This is a genomic window from Desulfocurvus thunnarius, assembly GCF_055390965.1.
This window is the reverse complement of the sequence record NZ_AP042411.1, coordinates 3,033,939-3,050,450: the sequence shown is the minus strand read 5'-3', so window position 1 is coordinate 3,050,450 and position 16,512 is coordinate 3,033,939. Positions and strand designations below refer to the sequence as shown.

Sequence of the window (16,512 nt, the reverse complement as noted above, 5' to 3'; positions counted from 1 at the left end):
CCGGGTGCCGTCCCGGGTATGCGAAACCATGCCCCGATCCCCCCACCCCAGCCCAGGAGGCACCATGACCCTCAAACGAGTCGGCATCCTTACCGGCGGCGGCGACTGCTCCGGCCTGAACGCCGTCATCCGCGCCGTGACCCGGGCGGCCGTCATCCAGCACGGCGCCCAGGTCGTGGGCATCCAGAACGGCTTCGACGGCCTGGTCACCGGGCGGACCATGACCCTGGACACCGCCGTGACCCGCGACATCCTGACCCTGGGCGGCACCATCCTGGGCACGACCAACAAGGGCAATCCCTTCGCCTACCGCGAGCTGAACGAGGACGGGACCATCCGCGTGAGCGACCTGTCCGACAAGGCCGTGCAGACCGTGCGCGAGCTGGGGCTGGACTGCCTGTTCGTGGTCGGCGGCGAGGGCACCCTGGAGATCGGCTACAAGCTCCAGCAAAAGGGCGTGCCCATGATCGGCATCCCCAAGACCATCGACAACGACCTGGAAGGCACGGACTACACCTTCGGCTTCCAGACCGCCGTGCAGGTCGCCTGCGACGCCCTGGACCGCCTGCACACCACCGGGCGCAGCCACCACCGGGTGATGCTCCTCGAAGTCATGGGCCGCACCGCGGGCTGGATCGCCCTGGAGGCGGGCATCGCCGGGGGCGCGCACATCATCCTCATCCCCGAGATTCCCTACGACATCCGCCACGTGGTGCGCAAAATCACCCTGCGCGCCCAGGGCGGCAGCCCGTTCACCATCGTCATGGTCGCCGAGGGCGCCGTGGCCGTGGGCGGCAGCGCCATCACCCAGGAGGCCGCCACCACGCGCCTGCAGGGCGTGCCGCAACTGGGCGGCGTGGGCAACTATCTGGCCGGGCTCATCAAGCAGGAAATCGACCTGGAGGTGCGCACCACGGTACTCGGGCACATCCAGCGCGGCGGCTCGCCCTGCGCCTTCGACCGCGTGCTGGGCACGCGCCTGGGCGCGGCGGCGGTCAAGGCGGCGGCCGAGGGCAAATTCGGGCACATGGTCGCCCTGCGCACGCCCGACATCGTGCTCGTGCCCATCGCCGAGCTGGCCGGAGTGGTCCGCACGGTGCCGCCCACCTCGCAGCTCATCGAGGCCGCCGAGGCCATCGGCATCAACATGGGCCGCGCGCGCATGTAGCCGTACCGCGCGGGGCGGCCAGGCACGACGGGCCGGGCGGATGCGGCAGACAATCGGGGCGGGGCCTGCGGGCGCCGCCCCTTGGCTGTCCCCGCCGGGCTCCCGCCCGCCCCCCGCCGCCCCCTTGCCTTCCGGGCCGCGCCGTGTTCTTCTGCCCCGGTCCGCCCACGGCCCACCACAACCCGACCCCACGCCATGCCACGCACCACAGCCTCCGCCCCGGTCCTCTCCGCTTCCGCCGCCACGACCACGGAACCCACGGCCCCCTCCGCCGCCGCCCTGGCCGCCCTGCTGCCCTGGTTCGCCGCCAACAAACGGCCCCTGCCCTGGCGGCGCGACTACCAACCCTACCACGTCTGGATTTCCGAGATCATGCTCCAGCAGACGCAGATGGACCGCGCCGTGGACTATTTCCTGCGCTGGACCGGGCGCCTGCCCGACGTGGCCGCCGTGGCCGCCGCCCGCGAGGACGAGGTGCTCAAGCTCTGGGAGGGCCTGGGCTACTACAGCCGCGCGCGCAACCTGCACGCCGCCGCCCGGGCCATGATGGAGCGCCACGACGGGCGGGTGCCCGAGGCCATGGAGGCCCTGCTGGCCCTGCCCGGGGTCGGCCGCTACACCGCCGCCGCCGTGCGCTCCATCGCCTACGGGCGGGACGAACCCCTGGTGGACGCGAACGTGGCCCGGGTCTTCTGCCGCCTGTTCGATCTCGACGCGCCCGCGGGCGAGGCCGCAACCCAGCGCGAACTGTGGCGCCTGGCCGGGGCGCTGCTGCCGCCGGGCCGCGCCCGGGAGCACAACCAGGCGCTCATGGAGCTGGGCGCCCTGGTCTGCACGCCGCGCGGGCCGCGCTGCGCGGCCTGCCCCCTGGCTCCGGCCTGCGAGGCCCGCAGGCTGGACATCGCGCCCCACCGCCCCGTGCCCGGCAAAAAGAAGGACATCGTACCCCTGGCCCTGGCCACGGGCGTGCTGGTGCACCAAGGCCGGGTGTTCGTCCAGAAACGTGCCCCCGGCGACGTATGGGGCGGATTATGGGAATTCCCGGGAGGAGGCGTGGAGCCCGGAGAGACGCCCGCCCAGGCCGTGATCCGCGAATACATGGAGGAGACGGGCTTCACCGTGCGTGTGACTGCGCCGCTGACGGTCATCCGCCACGGCTACACGCGCTTCCGCGTGACCCTGAACTGCTTCGCCCTGGCCATGGACGGCGCGCCGCCCGAGCCCGTGCTCACCGAAGCCGTGGACTGGCGCTGGGCCGCCCCGCGGGAGCTGACGGCCCTGGCCTTTCCCGCCGGGCACCGCAAGCTGCTGGACTGGCTGGCCGCCCGGCCGCCCCTGCCGGGGCTTGAGCCCTGGGCCTGAGGCCGCCCGGCCCGCGCAAAACCGAGGCGCCGCCCCCGTTTGCGGGAGCGGCGCCTTGCGTTTCGCGGGTCGTGGCGGCGCGGCCTAATGCACGCCGCGCTCGTTCATGTGCTTGGTGTAGCCCCGGTCCGTGCCCTGGATGTGCTCCACCAGCCAGTCCTTGAGGAATTGCATGATTTCCATGGTCAGGGCGGCCTTGCCGGATTTGAACTCCTTTTCGAAGTCCACCACCTGCTTCACGAACTCGCGGTGGCGGGCCTTGTGGGCCAGATAGCCCGGGAACTCGTGAGCCGTCATCAGCTTCTCCTCGTGGGCGAAGTGGAAGGCCGCGTAGTCCTTGAGGCCGCGGATCATGTCGCCCAGGGCGTCCTTGCCCCGGCCCGAGCGCATGGCCTCGTTCAGTTCGTTGATCATGGACACCAACACCTTGTGCTGCTCGTCGATCTCCGCGATGCCCACGGACATGGCCGCATCGCTCCACTGGATGGGAAAGCCGCCCCGGGTGGCGGCGGCGGGCTTGGCGGCGGGCTTGGGCCTGGGGGCGGGTTTGGCGGAGGGTTTGGCGGCGGGCCGGGCCCCGGCCCTGGGCGCGGGGTGCGCGGCCGCGGCCTTGGCCGCCGGACGCGAGGCGCCGGAACGCCGGATGGCGCCCGGAGCACCGGTCATGCCCTGCACGGTGGATTCCAGGTTGTCCAGCAGTTGCAGCAATTCGTGCAGCACGGCGCCGGACTCGTCCATGCCCCCGGCGGTGTCCTCGGCGATGCGCGACACCTCGTCCACGGCGGCGGCGATCTCCTCGCTGGCGGCGGACTGCTCCTCGCTGGCCGTGGCGATGGCCTCCACGCTGCCCGAGGTCTCCACGGCCATGGCCCGGATGCGCTCCAGGGCCTCGCGGGCCTCGCCGCTGCGGGCGTTGGCGTCGCCGACCCCCGTGATCATCTGCTCCGAAACGTCCACGCCCCGGGCCACGCCGCTCTGGATGGAGCCGATCTGGGCCTCCACCTCCTTGGTGGCCAGCATGGTCTTTTCGGCCAGCTTGCGCACCTCGTCGGCGACCACGGCGAAGCCGCGCCCGGCGTCGCCCGCGCGGGCGGCCTCGATGGCCGCGTTCAGCGCCAGCAGGTTGGTCTGGTCGGCAATGTCGTTGATGGTGCTGATGACCCCGCCGATGCTGCGGGCCTGCTCGCCCAGTTGCTGCATGGTCATCTGCAGGGCCGAGGTATGGTCGGTGACCGTGGCGATGGACGTGCGCACGCCTTCCATGACCCCGGCGCCGTCTTCGGACAGGCGCATGGTCTGGGCGGCCTTGTCCGAGGTGTCGCCCGCATTGCGGGCCACGTCCATGACCGTGGCGGTCATCTGGCCCATGGCCGTGGCCGTGTCGCGCATGCGGTCCTTCTGGGTTCCGGCCCCGGCCGTGGCCGAGGCGACGATGCCCTCCAGGCGCTCCATGGCCTGGGCCATGGTCGCGGCGAGGTCCACCGCCCGGTGGGCGGCCTCGGTAATGCCCGCGTTGCGCGCGGCGAGATCCTTTTCGCGGGCCTGGGCCTCGCGGTGGGCGGCCTCGGCCTCGCGGGCGTTGCCCAGGGCCTCGTTGTGGGCCCGCTCGGTCTCGGCGCAGCGGGCGTGGATGGCCGTGCGCAACTCCTTGAGGGCAACCTCCAGGGCCGACACCTCGTCGGCGGGAACCTGGGAGGGCAGGATGCCCTTGCCGTCCACCTCGCGGGTCAGCCGGACGGCGTCCTGCGCCAGGGCTTCCACCCGCGCGGCGGCGCGGCGCACGCCGAGCCCGGCCAGCACGGGAGAAACGGCCGCCGCCAGCAGCCCCAGGGCCACGGCGGACAACGCCAGGGCCCCGGCGTGCTCCGAAACGCCCCCGAACAGCAGGACGAGAGCCACCAGGAGCACGGCGGCCAGGCTCACAATCAAATGCAACAACGCCTTGGTTTTCACTGGAAAAGGCATCGGGTTCCCCGGTTTTGCGCGCAACATGTGCGGTCGCGGTTGGAAGATGGGCGAGAAAGGCAACTCCGGCAGAGCAAAACGGACCTAAGGCCCGGGAGCCGGGGACGGGGCCCCCGGCGTACTCGGAAAAGTCAGGGCGATCACGGCCTGATCGGCCGCCCGGGCCAGGGCGCCCAGGACGGTGGCCACGGCTTCGGCGGGCACCACCCCGCCCTCGCTCCGGCCGTGGCCGATGCCTTCCAGGCGCAGGTCGGGCAGGGGCAGCGGCGCGGCGCCCGGCCCCAGGGCCAGGGTCGCGCCACGCACGACCAGCACGTCGATGCGCAGGAACTGCCCGCCGCCGGGCTCGCCGCCCTCAAGGGCACGAACCGCGCGGGCCGCCTGCTCGGTCCGGGCGCTTTCCAGCGCGTTGGACAGCAAAACGTCGAGATTGGAGGCGCCGCTTGCGCGGCGCTCGTAGGTCAGGGCCGGGGCGTCGATTTCCAGGCTGCGCACCGCCACCACCGGCCCGGAGAACGACTCCGGGGCCAGGTCCAGACGCACGGTGCCCAGGTCCGCGGCCAGGGGGCCGACGAAGCCTTCGGGGTTGCCCACGTGCAGCCCGCGCAGCTCGCCGCTGTGGGCGAACAGGGACACGTCGGCCTCGTCCAGGGCCACGGGCGCGCCGAGCAGGCCCGAGCCGCAGATTTCCACGGAGCAGCGGATGCCCGGGTTCACGCGCACCACGGCCCAGGCGGCAACCCCGCCCAGGCCCAGGGCCACGGCCAGGGCGCAGGTCAGAAACAGGCTCTTCATCCATTCTCCGCAAACAGCAAGGCCCGGACGCGCTGCGCGCCCGGACAAAGGCATTCAATCCTATTCGCGCGGACAAGGCAAGAGCCGCCGCGAGGCTAGCCCCGGCGGATGAGCACCACCCCGGCCACCAAAAGCGCCGTGCCCAGCAGGCGCTCCCAGCTCAGGGGGCGCACCGGGTAGCCCAAGAGGCCCCAGTTGTCCAGGGCCAGGGAGGCCATGAGCTGCCCGGCGACCACCAGGGCGAACATGGCCGTGGCGCCCAGGCGCCAGGAGAGCAGCACCGTCATCGTCACGAAAAAGGCACCGAAAAGACCGCCGGTCCACTGCCACCAGGGCACGCGCACGGGCAGCCCGGGCCAGGGCGCGCGCGTGGCCAGCAGGTAGGCGCCCAGGGCCAGGGTGCCCACGATGAAGGACACCAGCGAGGCGGTCACGGCGTTGCCCGCCCAGGACTCGCGCAAGTGGGAATTGATGCCCGCCTGCACCGGGGCCGTGGCCCCGGCCAGAAGCGCCAGCACGATGTAGAGCAGATTGTCCATGACCGGATGTCTCCTGAAACGGCCGCGCGGCGGCCCGGGAAGGGGGAAAAGGAGGGATTGCGGACGGATCAGGCCTTCAGGCTGCCGCGGTAGGCGCCCCAGGACTCCACGCCCAGGGCGGCGCACAGGGCGGGCAGTTCCTCCACCAGCCGGAAGGCGAGGTCCGGACGGATGAAATTGGCCGTGCCCACCTGCACCGCCGTGGCGCCCACGAGGATGAATTCCAGCACGTCCTCGGCGCTGACGATGCCGCCGATGCCGATGACCGGAATGTTCACCGCGCGGCAGACCTGCCACACGCAGCGCAGGGCCACGGGCTTGATGGCCGGGCCGGAGAGCCCGCCGATGACGTTGGCCAGACGCGGCCTGCGGGTGCGCGCGTCCACGGCCATGCCCGAGAGGGTGTTGATGAGCGAGAGGGCGTCGGCCCCGGCGCCTTCGACGGCGCGGGCCATGGCCGCGATGTCCGTGACGTTGGGCGTCAGCTTGACGATGACCGGCTTGGCTCCGGCGCGGCGCTTGACGGCCTCGGTGACCTGCGCGGCCTGGCGCGGGTCCTGCCCGAAGAGGATGCCGCCCTCGCTGACGTTGGGGCAGGAAATGTTCACCTCCAGGGCGGCCACGCCCTCCTGCCCGGCCAGATAGGCCGCCAGATCGCCGAACTCTCCGGCCGAGCAGGCGTAGAGGTTGGCGATGACCGGGGTTTCGGCCCAGGGCAGGGAGGGCAGGCGCTTTTCCACGAACTCGCGGGCGCCGATGTTTTGCAGGCCGATGGCGTTGAGCATGCCCGCCGGGGTTTCGGCAATGCGCGGCATGGCGTTGCCCCGGCGCGGCTCCAGCGACAGGCCCTTGACCACCATGGCCCCCAGGCGCGCGAGGTCGCCGAAGCGCATGTACTCCACCCCGTAGCCGAAGGTGCCCGAGGCGGTCATGATCGGGTTGTCCAGGGTCAGCCCGGCGAAGGAAACGGTCATGTCCATGGTTGGCGGCTCCTAGAGGGTGATTTCGTCGGACCAGAACACCGGGCCGCGCGCGCACACCGACAAGGGGCCGTGCTCCTTGTGCTCGGTGACGCAGCCCAGGCAGGCGCCGATGCCGCAGGCCATGCGGTTTTCCAGGGACAGTTGGGCCCGGCCCCCGGCCTCGCCCGCCAGCCGCCCCACCGTGCGCAGGAACGGCAGCGGCCCGCAGGCCAGGATCAGCCCGTCCGGGCAGTATTGCGGGATGACCTCGCCCAGCAGGGCGATGAAGCTTTGCAAATCCTCGGGGCAGGTTTCGCGGTGGGCCTCGCAGGCGGCCCGGGCGGCCATCTCGGCGAAGGGGTAGCTGTCCAGCGGCGGGCGGTGGCCGAAGATGAGCCGCAGGTCCGCGCTGGTGGAATGGCGCTTGACGTATTCCAGGAACGGGGCGATGCCTATGCCCCCGGCGAGCAGCAGGGTCGCGGCGCCCGGGCGCGCGGCGAACGCGTTGCCCAGGGGGCCCCACAGGGCCACCCTGTCGCCGGGCTCGAGGGCGGCCAGCTTGGCCGTGCCCCGGCCCACCACCTGGAAGCACACGCACACGCCGTGCTCCTCGTCGGCCCGGGCGATGGAGAACGGGCGGCCCATGAGCGGGTCCAGCCCGAAGCTCTCGGGGCGGATCATGACGAACTGCCCCGGGCGCCAGCGGGCCCAGGCGGCATTGTCCGCGCCCGGAAAATCCAGGGCCAGTTCGAAGAAATCACCCTGCGCCCCGCCCGCGCCCAGGCGGGTCAGGCGCCGTACCGTCACGTCCTGGCAAGCGTTTGCAAACATCGGCCATATTCCTTATTGGTCGAGTAGTATGCCCTGATGCCCATTCGGGCACGATACAGACTTGGAGAAACCATGACAAGCAACGAGCCGGAAATCCTGGCTCCCGCAGGGGACCGCGCGGCCTTTCTGGCTGCCCTGGCCGCCGGGGCCGACGCCATCTACCTCGGCCTGAAGCACTTCTCGGCGCGCATGCAGGCGGGCAACTTCGGCGTCGGCGAACTGGCCGACCTCACGGCCCTGGCCCGCGAGCGCGACTGCCGTGTGTACGTGGCCTTCAACAGCCTGGTCAAGCCCGGCGACGTGCCCGCCGCCGGGCGGCTCATCGCGCGGCTGGCCGAAACCGTGCAGCCCCACGCCCTCATCGTGCAGGATCTCGCCCTGCCCGCCCTGGCGCGTCAGGCCGGATTCCAGGGCGAGCTGCACCTGTCCACCCTGGCCAACGTGAGCCATCCCCTGCCCCTGGCGACCCTGGGCGAGCGCCTGGGCGTGTCGCGGGTGGTCCTGCCGCGCGAGCTGAACGTGGACGAGATCCGCGCCTGCGCCGAGGCCTGCCCCCCGGGGCTGGACCTGGAGGTCTTCGTCCACGGCGCCCTGTGCTACAACGTCTCCGGCCGCTGCTACTGGTCGAGCTACATGGGCGGCAAGAGCGGGCTGCGCGGGCGCTGCGTGCAGCCCTGCCGCCGCGAATACGAGCAGAAAACGCGCAAGGAACGCTTCTTCTCCTGCAACGACCTGGGCCTGGACGTGCTGGTCAAGCCGCTGCTGGGCATGCCCCGGGTCCGCGCCTGGAAAATCGAGGGCCGCAAAAAGGGCCCCCACTACGTCTACTACACCGTGGCGGCCTACCGCCTGCTGCGCGGGGCCATCGACGACCCCGCCGCGCGCAAGACCGCCCAGGAACTGCTGGAGCAGGCCCTGGGCAGGCCGCGCACGCACTACGGCTTCCTGCCCCAGCGCCTGCACCACCCGGTGGAGCCCGGGGGCCAGACCGGCTCGGGCCTGCCCGTGGCCACCCTGGACCAGGCCCGGGCCCGCAGGCCGCACATCGTGCCGCGCCTGGGCCTGCTGCCCGGCGACCTGCTGCGCGTGGGCTACGAGGACGAACCCTGGCACCAGACCATCAAGATCAACCGCGCCGTGCCCAAGGGCGGGCGGCTGGACTTCGCGCCCCAGGGCCCGGCCCCGCGCCCGGGCACGACGATCTTCCTGGTGGACCGCCGCGAGCCCGAACTGACCCGGCGCATCGCCGCCCTGGAACAGGAACTGGCCCAGCGCGCCGCCGCGCCGCAGGCCCCGGGCGCCCAGGGCGCGGCCAAGGCGCCGGACTTCGCCCCGGCCATGCCCCGGCCCTTTGCCCGCTCGGGCGGGCCCAAGGCCGTGGTGGTGCAAAACGTCAACCGCCACCCCCCCAAGGCCCTGGCCCGGGGCCTGTCGTCGGCGGTGTGGCTCTCGCCCAAGGCGCAACTGGCCGGGGCCGGGCGCAACTGGTGGTGGCTGCCGCCGGTGATCTGGCCCGACGAGGAGCGCATGTGGGCCGACATTGTGGCCCAGGCCCTGCGCGCCGGGGCCACGCGCTTCGTGCTCGGCGCACCGTGGCAGGCCAGCCTGTTCCCGGGGCTGGACGCGGACGCGAGCCCCGCCCAGGCCGCCCAGGCGCGCCAGCGCGAGGGCGGGGCGCACCTGCGCCGCCCCCTGCGCGGCAAGGGCGCCAAGGGCCCCCGCCCTCCGCGCCGCCGCGAGCTGGAGCTGTGGGCCGGGCCTTTCTGCAACGTGGCCAACGCCCTGGCCGTGCAGGCCCTGGCGGACATGGGCCTGGCCGGGGCCTTCGCCAGCCCCGAGCTGGCCCGCGAGGACGCCCTGGAACTGCCGCTGAAAAGCCCCCTGCCCCTGGGTTTCCTGACCTACGGCATGTGGCCCCTGGGCGTGACGCGCATCCCCGTGGGCGCGGTGAAGCCCGAAAAGCCGCTGAAAAGCCCCAAGGGGGAAATCTGCTGGACGCGGCGCTACGGGCCCAACAACTGGATCTACCCCAACTGGGGCATCGACCTGCGCACCCGCGAGGGCGAACTGGCGGCCGCGGGCTACGTGATGTTCGCGCACCTGTTCGAGTCCGTCCCGCGCGAGGTGCCCAAGGCCACGCGCTCCTCGACCTTCAACTGGGACCTCAAGCTGCTCTAGCCCATTCCGGCACGCGGCGACGAAACGGCCCCGGCCCCGGCTCTGGACGATTCCAGGGCCGGAGCCGGGGCCGCTTGCGTTCCGCCGCGGGCCGGGCCTCAGCCCGGCAGCAGCTCGGTGTCGTCGTGGGCGTAGGCCGGGGCGCAGCAGCACAGCACGCGCAAGGGCCCGGGCCCCATGTTCGCGATGCGGTGGGCCGTGCCGGGCGGGATGCACACCGTGTCGCCGGGGGCCACGGCAAAGGTTTCCGTGCCCAGGGTCATCGCCCCCGCGCCTTCCAGCACGTGGTACAACTCCTCGGACACGGGGTGGCGGTGCAGGGCCGTGACCCCGCCGGGCTCCACCGTGGCCTCGGCCAGGCTCTGGGCGGCGTTGCCGTGTACGGCGGGGTGCATCAGCTCGCGGATGACGGAGCCGTCCTTGGTCACGTAGGGCGGAACGAGAGTGTAGCGGGTTTTCAGCGTCATGGCCGGACCATGCCCCAAAGGCCGGGGCTTGTGAAGCGGCATCACGGGGGCCCGGACGAGGGGCGGACGGCGCCCCTCCCGGCCTCCGCCACGCCCGCCGGGGGCAAGGGAAAAGCGGGGCCTTGCGGCCCCGCTCTCGTGGGCAAGGTCGGCCCGGGATGGGCCGGGGGACGGAATGCGCCGGGGCACCCACGTTCCGCCGGAAGGCGGAGCGTGCGCCCGGGGCGGGGCCGGTCAGCCGGCCCCGGACGCCTCGCCTACCCCCCCAGCAGGGACATGGCCAGTCGCGGCAGGCTGTTGGCCTGGGCCAGCATGGCCACGGCCGACTGGGACTTGATCTGGTTGCGCACGAACTCGGTCATCTCCGTGGCCACGTCCACGTCGGAAATCCGCGACTCCGAGGACTGCAGGTTCTCGGCCTGGATTTGCAGGTTCGAGATGGTGTTCTGCAGGCGGTTCTGGGTGGCGCCCAGGGAGGCGCGGATGTTGTCCTTGGAGATGATGGCCTCGTTCAGGGCCTCCAGGGCGTTCTGCGCGGCGGACTGGGTGGAGATGGTGTAGCCCGCGCCCACGCCCGAGCTGTTGCCCACGCCCAGGGCCGAGGCCGTGGAGTTGTTGATGCTGACGTAGTAGTAGTCCTCGGCGCTGTCGTTGCTCGATCCGAAGTGGACCTTCAGCGGGCCCGTGGACACCAGGCCCGAGCCGTCGTGGGTCGAGTCGGAGCCCGAGAGGTTGCCGTTCAGCAGATAGATGCCGTTGAAGTCCGTGGAGTTGGCGATTCGGGTGATTTCCGAGGCCATGGCCTGATACTCGGACTCGATGATCATGCGCTGGTCGGAGTTGTAGGTACCCGTGGCCGCCTGCTCGGCCAGCTCCTTCATGCGGATCAGCTTCTCGTCGATGACGCCCAGGGCGCCGTCGGCGGTCTGGATCAGCGAGATGGCGTCGTTGGCGTTGCGCACGCCCTGGTTCAGGGACGCGATGTCCGCGCGCATGAGCTCGCGGATGGCCAGGCCCGCCGCGTCGTCGGCGGCGTTGCCCACGCGCAGGCCCGAAGACAGGCGCCGCACCGAGGTGCCGAGGTCGCTGAACGCCGAGGCCAGGTTGCGGGCCGCGTTGCCCGCCATGAGGTTGTGGTTGATAATCAGAGACATAGCCTTTCCTCCTTGAATGTTCAGGGCTTCCTTGCCAGGGGCCGCCGGCGTCAAAGTCCCCACTTCGCGCGGCCTTTCGCCCCTACCCACTTGCATGCCTTATCGGCCTTTATCCACAAGACTTTAGGTTTTTTTTCGCCGGGCGTTGATTTTCCGGACCTGCTGGCGGCAAAGCCCCGGCTGACAGGGCAAAAAGAGCACCACCCCGCGCGCCAGGCCCGGGGCGAATCTCCCGGGCAGGCCGCGTCGGCATCCATGCCGCCGCACGGCGAAGCAACGCGGAAAGCGAAGGACAGGCGCGGGGGGCGGCCCCCCCCAGGACAGGGCCGCCCGGCGCCCGGCATGGGGCGGGGCGCGGAGCGGCCCGTTTCGCACCGCCCCGCGCACACCGCCCCGCGCGGTGGGCGCAAAAAAGGCGCCGCGCAAAGCGCGGCGCCTGGATTGCCTGCGGCCGAAGCCGGACGGGCCCGCCAGCGGGCGGCTACTGCTTGAGCAGGTCCTCGCCGCGGGTGGTGGCTGACGGGCCGGGGGCGCCGGAGTCGTCGCCCTGGGCCGTCTCCGTGGGCTGGGTGCCGTCCTTGAAGGGCAGGAAGAAGGTCTTGTCGGCATACGGCGAGGCCAGCAGGCCCGAAGCCGGATCGATGCGCGCCATGACCACGCCCTGGGGCAGGGGGAAGTCGCGCTCGGGGTAGCCCGCCTCCACGGCCATGCGGTAGTCGACCCAGATGGGCGAGGCCGCGCGGGCGCCCGTTTCGTACTTGCCCATGGGCGTGAGCTGGTCGAAGCCGACCCAGACCACCGTCAGCAGGTTCGGCGTGAAGCCCACGAACCAGGCGTCCTGCTCGTCGTTGGAGGTGCCCGTCTTGCCGGCCACGGGGCGGCCCAGCTTGCGCGCGCGCCAGCCCGTGCCGTCGTTGACGACCTCCTTCATCAGCGCGGTGATGATATAGGCCGTCTGCGGCGAGACGGCCTCGTGGACCCTGGGTTCGGAGCGGAACAGCTCCTCGCCCCAGGCGCTTTCCACGCGCAGAATGAAACGCGGTTCGATCCACGAGCCCCCGCGCGCGAAGGCCGTGTAGGCCCGGGCGAGGTTCAGCGGGCTCACCGGAGCCGAGCCCAGGCTGACCGAAAGATCCTCGGGGAACTCGGCCTCCAGGCCCAGGGCCTTGGCGCGCTCGATGATCTTGCGGATGCCGATGCGCTGGGCCACGCGGATGGTCACCAGGTTGCGCGACTTGCACAGCGCCGTGCGCAGCAGCGTGGGGCCGTAGAACACGCCCTCGAAGTTTTCGGGCTTCCAGACGCGGTCGGTGACGGTATCGGTGTAGACGATGGGCGCGTCGAGCAGCACGGTGGAGGGCGTCATGCCGCTGTCCAGGGCGGCGGAATAGACGATGGGCTTGAAGGCCGACCCCGGCTGGCGCCGGGCCTGGGTCGCGCGGTTGAACTGGCTGGCCTCGAAGGAATAGCCGCCCACCAGGGCGCGGACCTCGCCCGTCTCCGGCTCAAGGGACACCAGGGCGCCCTGAACCTCGGGCTGGCGCTCCAGGGCCAGGGGCCACACGGCGCCCTCCACGGCCACGGGCGCGGCGGCCGAAGCCTCCCGCTCCGCCGCCCCGGCGGCATCCAGGGCCTTGGCCACGGCGGCGGGCACGGCTTTCACCGAGGCCCAGATCACATCGCCGGGCCGCACCACGCCGGTGCAGTCGGCCACGGCGGGCACCTCCTCGGTGGCCCGGGAGGGATCGGGCGGGCGGGCCCAGGACATGTCCTTCAAGGCGATGACCCCATGCAGGGCGCCGAAGCGCACCCGGGCCTCGTCGTGCGTGACCGAAACCACCAGGGCCTCCACCCAGGCCCCGGGGGCCAGAGCCGCCGGGTCGTAGGGCGTGCGGGCCAGGATTTCCTCCCAGTCCTTTTCGGGCACGTTCTGGTTGGGCCCGGTCCAGCCCCGGCGGCGGGCCGAGTCGCGCAGGCCCTGGCGCAGGGCGGCCTCGGCGGCGCGCTGGTGGTCCAGGTCCACCGCCGTGTAGACGTGCATGCCCGAGTTGTAGACCTGATCCTCGCCGTAGGTCTCGATGAGGCTGCGGCGGACTTCCTCCAGATAGTAGGCGCCCTGGGTCCAGGACGGGTCCGCCATGCTGGAGAAGACCAGTTCCTCGGCCAGGGCCGCCTCGTATTGTTCAGGGGTGGCCCAGCCCAGGTCACGCATCCGGCCCAGAATCCAGACCTGGCGCTCGCGGGCGCGCTCGTCGTTGCGGTAGGGGTTGAAGCGCGAGGGCGCCTTGGGCAGGCCCGCCAGCATGGCCGCCTGGGCCAGGGTCAGATCCTTGGCGTGGACGCCGAAATACGTCCGCGCTGCGGCCTCGATGCCGTAGGCCCGGGCACCGAAGAAGATATGGTTCAGGTAGATGGTCAGGATCTCGTCCTTGGTCAGGTAGCGTTCCAGGCGGTAGGCCAGGATGGCCTCGCGGATCTTGCGCTTGTAGCTCTGCTCGGGCGTCAGCAGCAGGGACTTGATGACCTGCTGGGTGATGGTGCTGCCGCCCTGGACCACATGCCCGGCCTGGAGGTTGCGTATGTGGGCGCGCAGGATGGCCGCGAGGTCCACGCCCTCGTGCTCGAAGAAGGCGCTGTCCTCGGCGGCCAGGAACACGCGCGAAACGTGCGGCGGCAGCTCGGCCAGCGGCACCAGGAAGCGCTTCTCCTTGTAGAAATAGCCCAGCACGCGCCCGTCGCGGGCATGCACGGTGGTCACCAGCGGCGGGTTGTAGTCGGTGATGCGCTTGAAGTCGGGCAGGTCCAGGGACGCCCAATAGTACAGGCCGCCCGCGAGAGCCGCGGCGAGCACGGCGCCTGCTCCCAAAAGGGCGGCAACGATTATGGCGAATTTCTTCATGTTTTTTTCCTGGGCGGTGCGGGCGGCGCGGGCAGGCCCCGCTCGGGGGGCAGGCCCCAGGCCAGCCGCAACCGGCCGTGGAGTTCCTTGACGTTTTTTTCGGTCGTCTGCAACAGGGCCAGCATCCGGCGCAGGGAGCGCCCCTCGCGCCAGGCAAGGCAGCGCTCGGCGGCAAAGGCCATCACCGTCCGGCCCACGGGCCACAGCGGAAACAGGCGGCAATAATGGGGCCGGGCCTCGCGCGGCAGCACGCAGCCCTGGGGCCCGAGCAGGCGGCAGCGCCCGGCCGCGTCCACGGCCAACCGCAGGTGAAAGCCGCCCTCGGGGAACAGTTCGGCCACCAGTTCCTCCTCGCCGGGGAACAGGGCCTTCATGTTCTCCACGAAGGCCGGGCTGTTGGCCTCGCGCGCAAAGGCTCCCGCCGCGCCGGAGAGCACGCCGAGAATCCTGTCACGTTCGGCCGGGGCCAGGGGGAAGCAGCCCTGCTCCGCCCCGGGCTCCAGGCAGCAGCAGGTCGGCCCGCCCTGGGCGCAGCGCTGGCAAATGTCCGGATCGGCCACGGTCAATACCCCGACGAGGCCGGGCGGGGCCATGTCCCCTTGAACCCGTAACACAGGGCAATGGTGAACTGGCGCGCCGGTCGGCCCCGGTGCATCGACTGATAGTGGATTTGGACGGTTTTTTCAAAAAGTTCCTCGACCCCCGGCTCCACGCCGCCCTTGTACTTCTGGCGCACGTAGATGGCGTCCCAGCCGGTCTTGCCCTCCGGCCCGGGCCACAGGTCGTACTGGTTCAGCCTGCGGCCGACGTTGACGCAATAGGCCCGCTCGCGCCCGGGGACGACCCAGCCCAGTTCGGCGGTCACGTCGTAGTGATTGCCGAAAAGGAACACCCGCCCGGGGTCGGCAAAGCGCGTGCGGCGCAGGCGGTCCACCTCGCGGCCCATGTCCTCCCAGCCCTTGAGATGCAGGGCCGGATTCTCGATGGTCGCCACCCGGCCCGTGAACGGGTTGGGCAGTTCCATGCGGTAGGGCATGGGCAGCAGGTCGTGGGTCAGCCACAGGGCGAAAAGCAGCGCGCCCACGGCGGGCCAGGTCCAGACCTTCCAGTGCCGCCAGCCCCGGGCCAGCACGCTCTGCTCCCAGACCACGGCGGCCAGGATGAATCCCGAGGCGTAGCTCACGGCGGACCAGTTGGGGTGGACCTTGGTATGAAAGCACCACAGGGCGAAGAAGCCCCACACCGGCCAGAACCCCGCCACCAGCAGGGCGCGCTGGGCGTAGTCCAGGGACGAGACCGCGCGCACCGCCCGGCCCCGGCCGCCGCCCAGGGAGCGCAACGCGCCCCAGGCGCCCACGAGGGCCATGACGAACCACCAGGGCATGAGCAGACCGAACTGGCTGCCGTAATATTCCGCGAAGCGGTCGAAGCGGATGAAGGACTGCGCGCGATCCCCGGTCAGCCCGCCCAGGTGGGCCACATGCCTGAACCCGGCGAAGTCGTTGCCCAGGTTCCACAGCAGGATGGGCCCGAAGCCGAGCACGGTGCCGACCGCCAGGGCCAGGGCCAGCCGCCGCCAGAACAGGGACGAGTCGAGCATCCGCCGCCGCAGCAGCGCGCCGTAAAGCACGGCGGTGACGGCGAAGGCCAGCATCATGTACTTGCCCCAGGTGCCCACGGCCAGGGCCGCGGCCAGGACCACGAAGGGCCAGCGCGCCCCGGGGTCGCGCCCGGCGGCGTAGAGCGCGAACAGCGCCGCCCACCAGCAGACCAGCAACGGGTTGTCCGTGGTCATGAGCGTTCCGGCGGCCAGAAAGAGCAGCGTGGTGTTCAGCACCACGAGGCACAGCAGCCCGAGCCGGGGGCGGCCGAACAGCCGCGACAGGCCCAGGTAGACCGTGGCCTGCATCAGCGCCGTGCCCAGCACGGCCCCCAGGCGCACGGCAAAGACCGAATCGCCCAGCAGCCAGGTCCACGCCCCGATCATCCAGGCGATGAGCGGGCCCTTGGTGAAGTAGGAGAACTGGAAGGTGCGCGACCAGTCCCAGTACTGGGCTTCGTCCTGCACCAGATCGAGCTGGCCCGAGGCCGCGAAGGCCAGCCGGGCCAGGGTCGTTCCCAGAATGAGAACGCCGGCCCACAGGTCCGGCCGGCGGCTCCAGTGCGTGCGCTGCATCGGCGACCCGTCCATG

General features: G+C 71.5%; 13 protein-coding genes. 3 read left to right on the top strand and 10 right to left on the bottom strand.

The window, feature by feature from the left end; translation table 11 throughout:
• Positions 1-64 precede the first annotated feature (64 nt).
• Both ACZ5KV_RS13320 and mutY read left to right on the top strand, forming a co-directional pair.
• Positions 65-1,168, top strand: coding sequence for a 6-phosphofructokinase (locus tag ACZ5KV_RS13320; RefSeq protein ID WP_464239794.1), 1,104 nt, complete (start codon positions 65-67; stop codon positions 1,166-1,168).
• A gap of 195 nt (positions 1,169-1,363) precedes the next feature.
• Complete coding sequence (mutY, locus tag ACZ5KV_RS13315; RefSeq protein ID WP_464239793.1) at positions 1,364-2,530, top strand: A/G-specific adenine glycosylase; 1,167 nt, start codon at positions 1,364-1,366, stop codon at positions 2,528-2,530.
• A gap of 84 nt (positions 2,531-2,614) precedes the next feature.
• On the opposite strand, the gene ACZ5KV_RS13310 is transcribed toward mutY, so the two are convergent.
• The 5 genes from ACZ5KV_RS13310 to ACZ5KV_RS13290 form a co-directional block, all read right to left on the bottom strand.
• A complete protein-coding gene (locus ACZ5KV_RS13310; RefSeq protein WP_464241842.1) occupies positions 2,615-4,453 on the bottom strand; it encodes a bacteriohemerythrin in 1,839 nt (612 codons plus the stop codon).
• Positions 4,454-4,579: 126 nt separating this feature from the next.
• Complete coding sequence (locus tag ACZ5KV_RS13305; RefSeq protein WP_464239792.1) at positions 4,580-5,290, bottom strand: AsmA family protein; 711 nt, start codon at positions 5,288-5,290, stop codon at positions 4,580-4,582.
• A 95-nt stretch (positions 5,291-5,385) separates the two neighbouring features.
• Positions 5,386-5,829, bottom strand: coding sequence for a DMT family transporter (locus ACZ5KV_RS13300; RefSeq protein WP_464239791.1), 444 nt, complete (start codon positions 5,827-5,829; stop codon positions 5,386-5,388).
• Positions 5,830-5,897: 68 nt separating this feature from the next.
• A complete protein-coding gene (locus ACZ5KV_RS13295) occupies positions 5,898-6,809 on the bottom strand; it encodes a dihydroorotate dehydrogenase (RefSeq protein ID WP_464239790.1) in 912 nt (303 codons plus the stop codon).
• A 12-nt stretch (positions 6,810-6,821) separates the two neighbouring features.
• On the bottom strand, positions 6,822-7,622 hold the full coding sequence (locus ACZ5KV_RS13290; protein WP_464239789.1) for an iron-sulfur cluster-binding protein: 801 nt from the start codon (positions 7,620-7,622) through the stop codon (positions 6,822-6,824).
• Positions 7,623-7,694: 72 nt separating this feature from the next.
• On the opposite strand from ACZ5KV_RS13290, the gene ACZ5KV_RS13285 reads away from it, so the two are divergent.
• Positions 7,695-9,800, top strand: coding sequence for a peptidase U32 family protein (locus ACZ5KV_RS13285; RefSeq protein WP_464239788.1), 2,106 nt, complete (start codon positions 7,695-7,697; stop codon positions 9,798-9,800).
• 98 nt (positions 9,801-9,898) lie between these two features.
• Here the strand turns inward: ACZ5KV_RS13285 and ACZ5KV_RS13280 are convergent, their stop codons facing one another.
• The 5 genes from ACZ5KV_RS13280 to ACZ5KV_RS13260 form a co-directional block, all read right to left on the bottom strand.
• Positions 9,899-10,267 (bottom strand): cupin domain-containing protein, encoded by a 369-nt coding sequence (locus ACZ5KV_RS13280; protein ID WP_464239787.1) that lies wholly within the window; start codon positions 10,265-10,267, stop codon positions 9,899-9,901.
• Positions 10,268-10,524: 257 nt separating this feature from the next.
• Positions 10,525-11,421 carry a flagellin N-terminal helical domain-containing protein gene (locus ACZ5KV_RS13275; protein WP_464239786.1) on the bottom strand — a complete coding sequence of 299 codons (897 nt, stop codon included), beginning with the start codon at positions 11,419-11,421 and terminating at the stop codon, positions 10,525-10,527.
• A gap of 481 nt (positions 11,422-11,902) precedes the next feature.
• The gene (locus tag ACZ5KV_RS13270; RefSeq protein ID WP_464239785.1) at positions 11,903-14,320 is read right to left on the bottom strand and encodes a penicillin-binding protein 1A; all 2,418 of its coding nucleotides are present in this window, start codon (positions 14,318-14,320) and stop codon (positions 11,903-11,905) included.
• Entirely contained in the window at positions 14,317-14,913 is a 597-nt protein-coding gene (locus ACZ5KV_RS13265; RefSeq protein WP_464239784.1) for a zinc/iron-chelating domain-containing protein, read from the bottom strand. The genes ACZ5KV_RS13270 and ACZ5KV_RS13265 overlap by 4 nt, the downstream gene beginning before the upstream one ends.
• Positions 14,883-16,511, bottom strand: a complete 1,629-nt coding sequence (locus tag ACZ5KV_RS13260; RefSeq protein WP_464239783.1) for an ArnT family glycosyltransferase — start codon at positions 16,509-16,511, stop codon at positions 14,883-14,885. Before ACZ5KV_RS13260 ends, ACZ5KV_RS13265 begins: the two co-directional genes overlap by 31 nt.
• Position 16,512 lies beyond the last annotated feature (1 nt).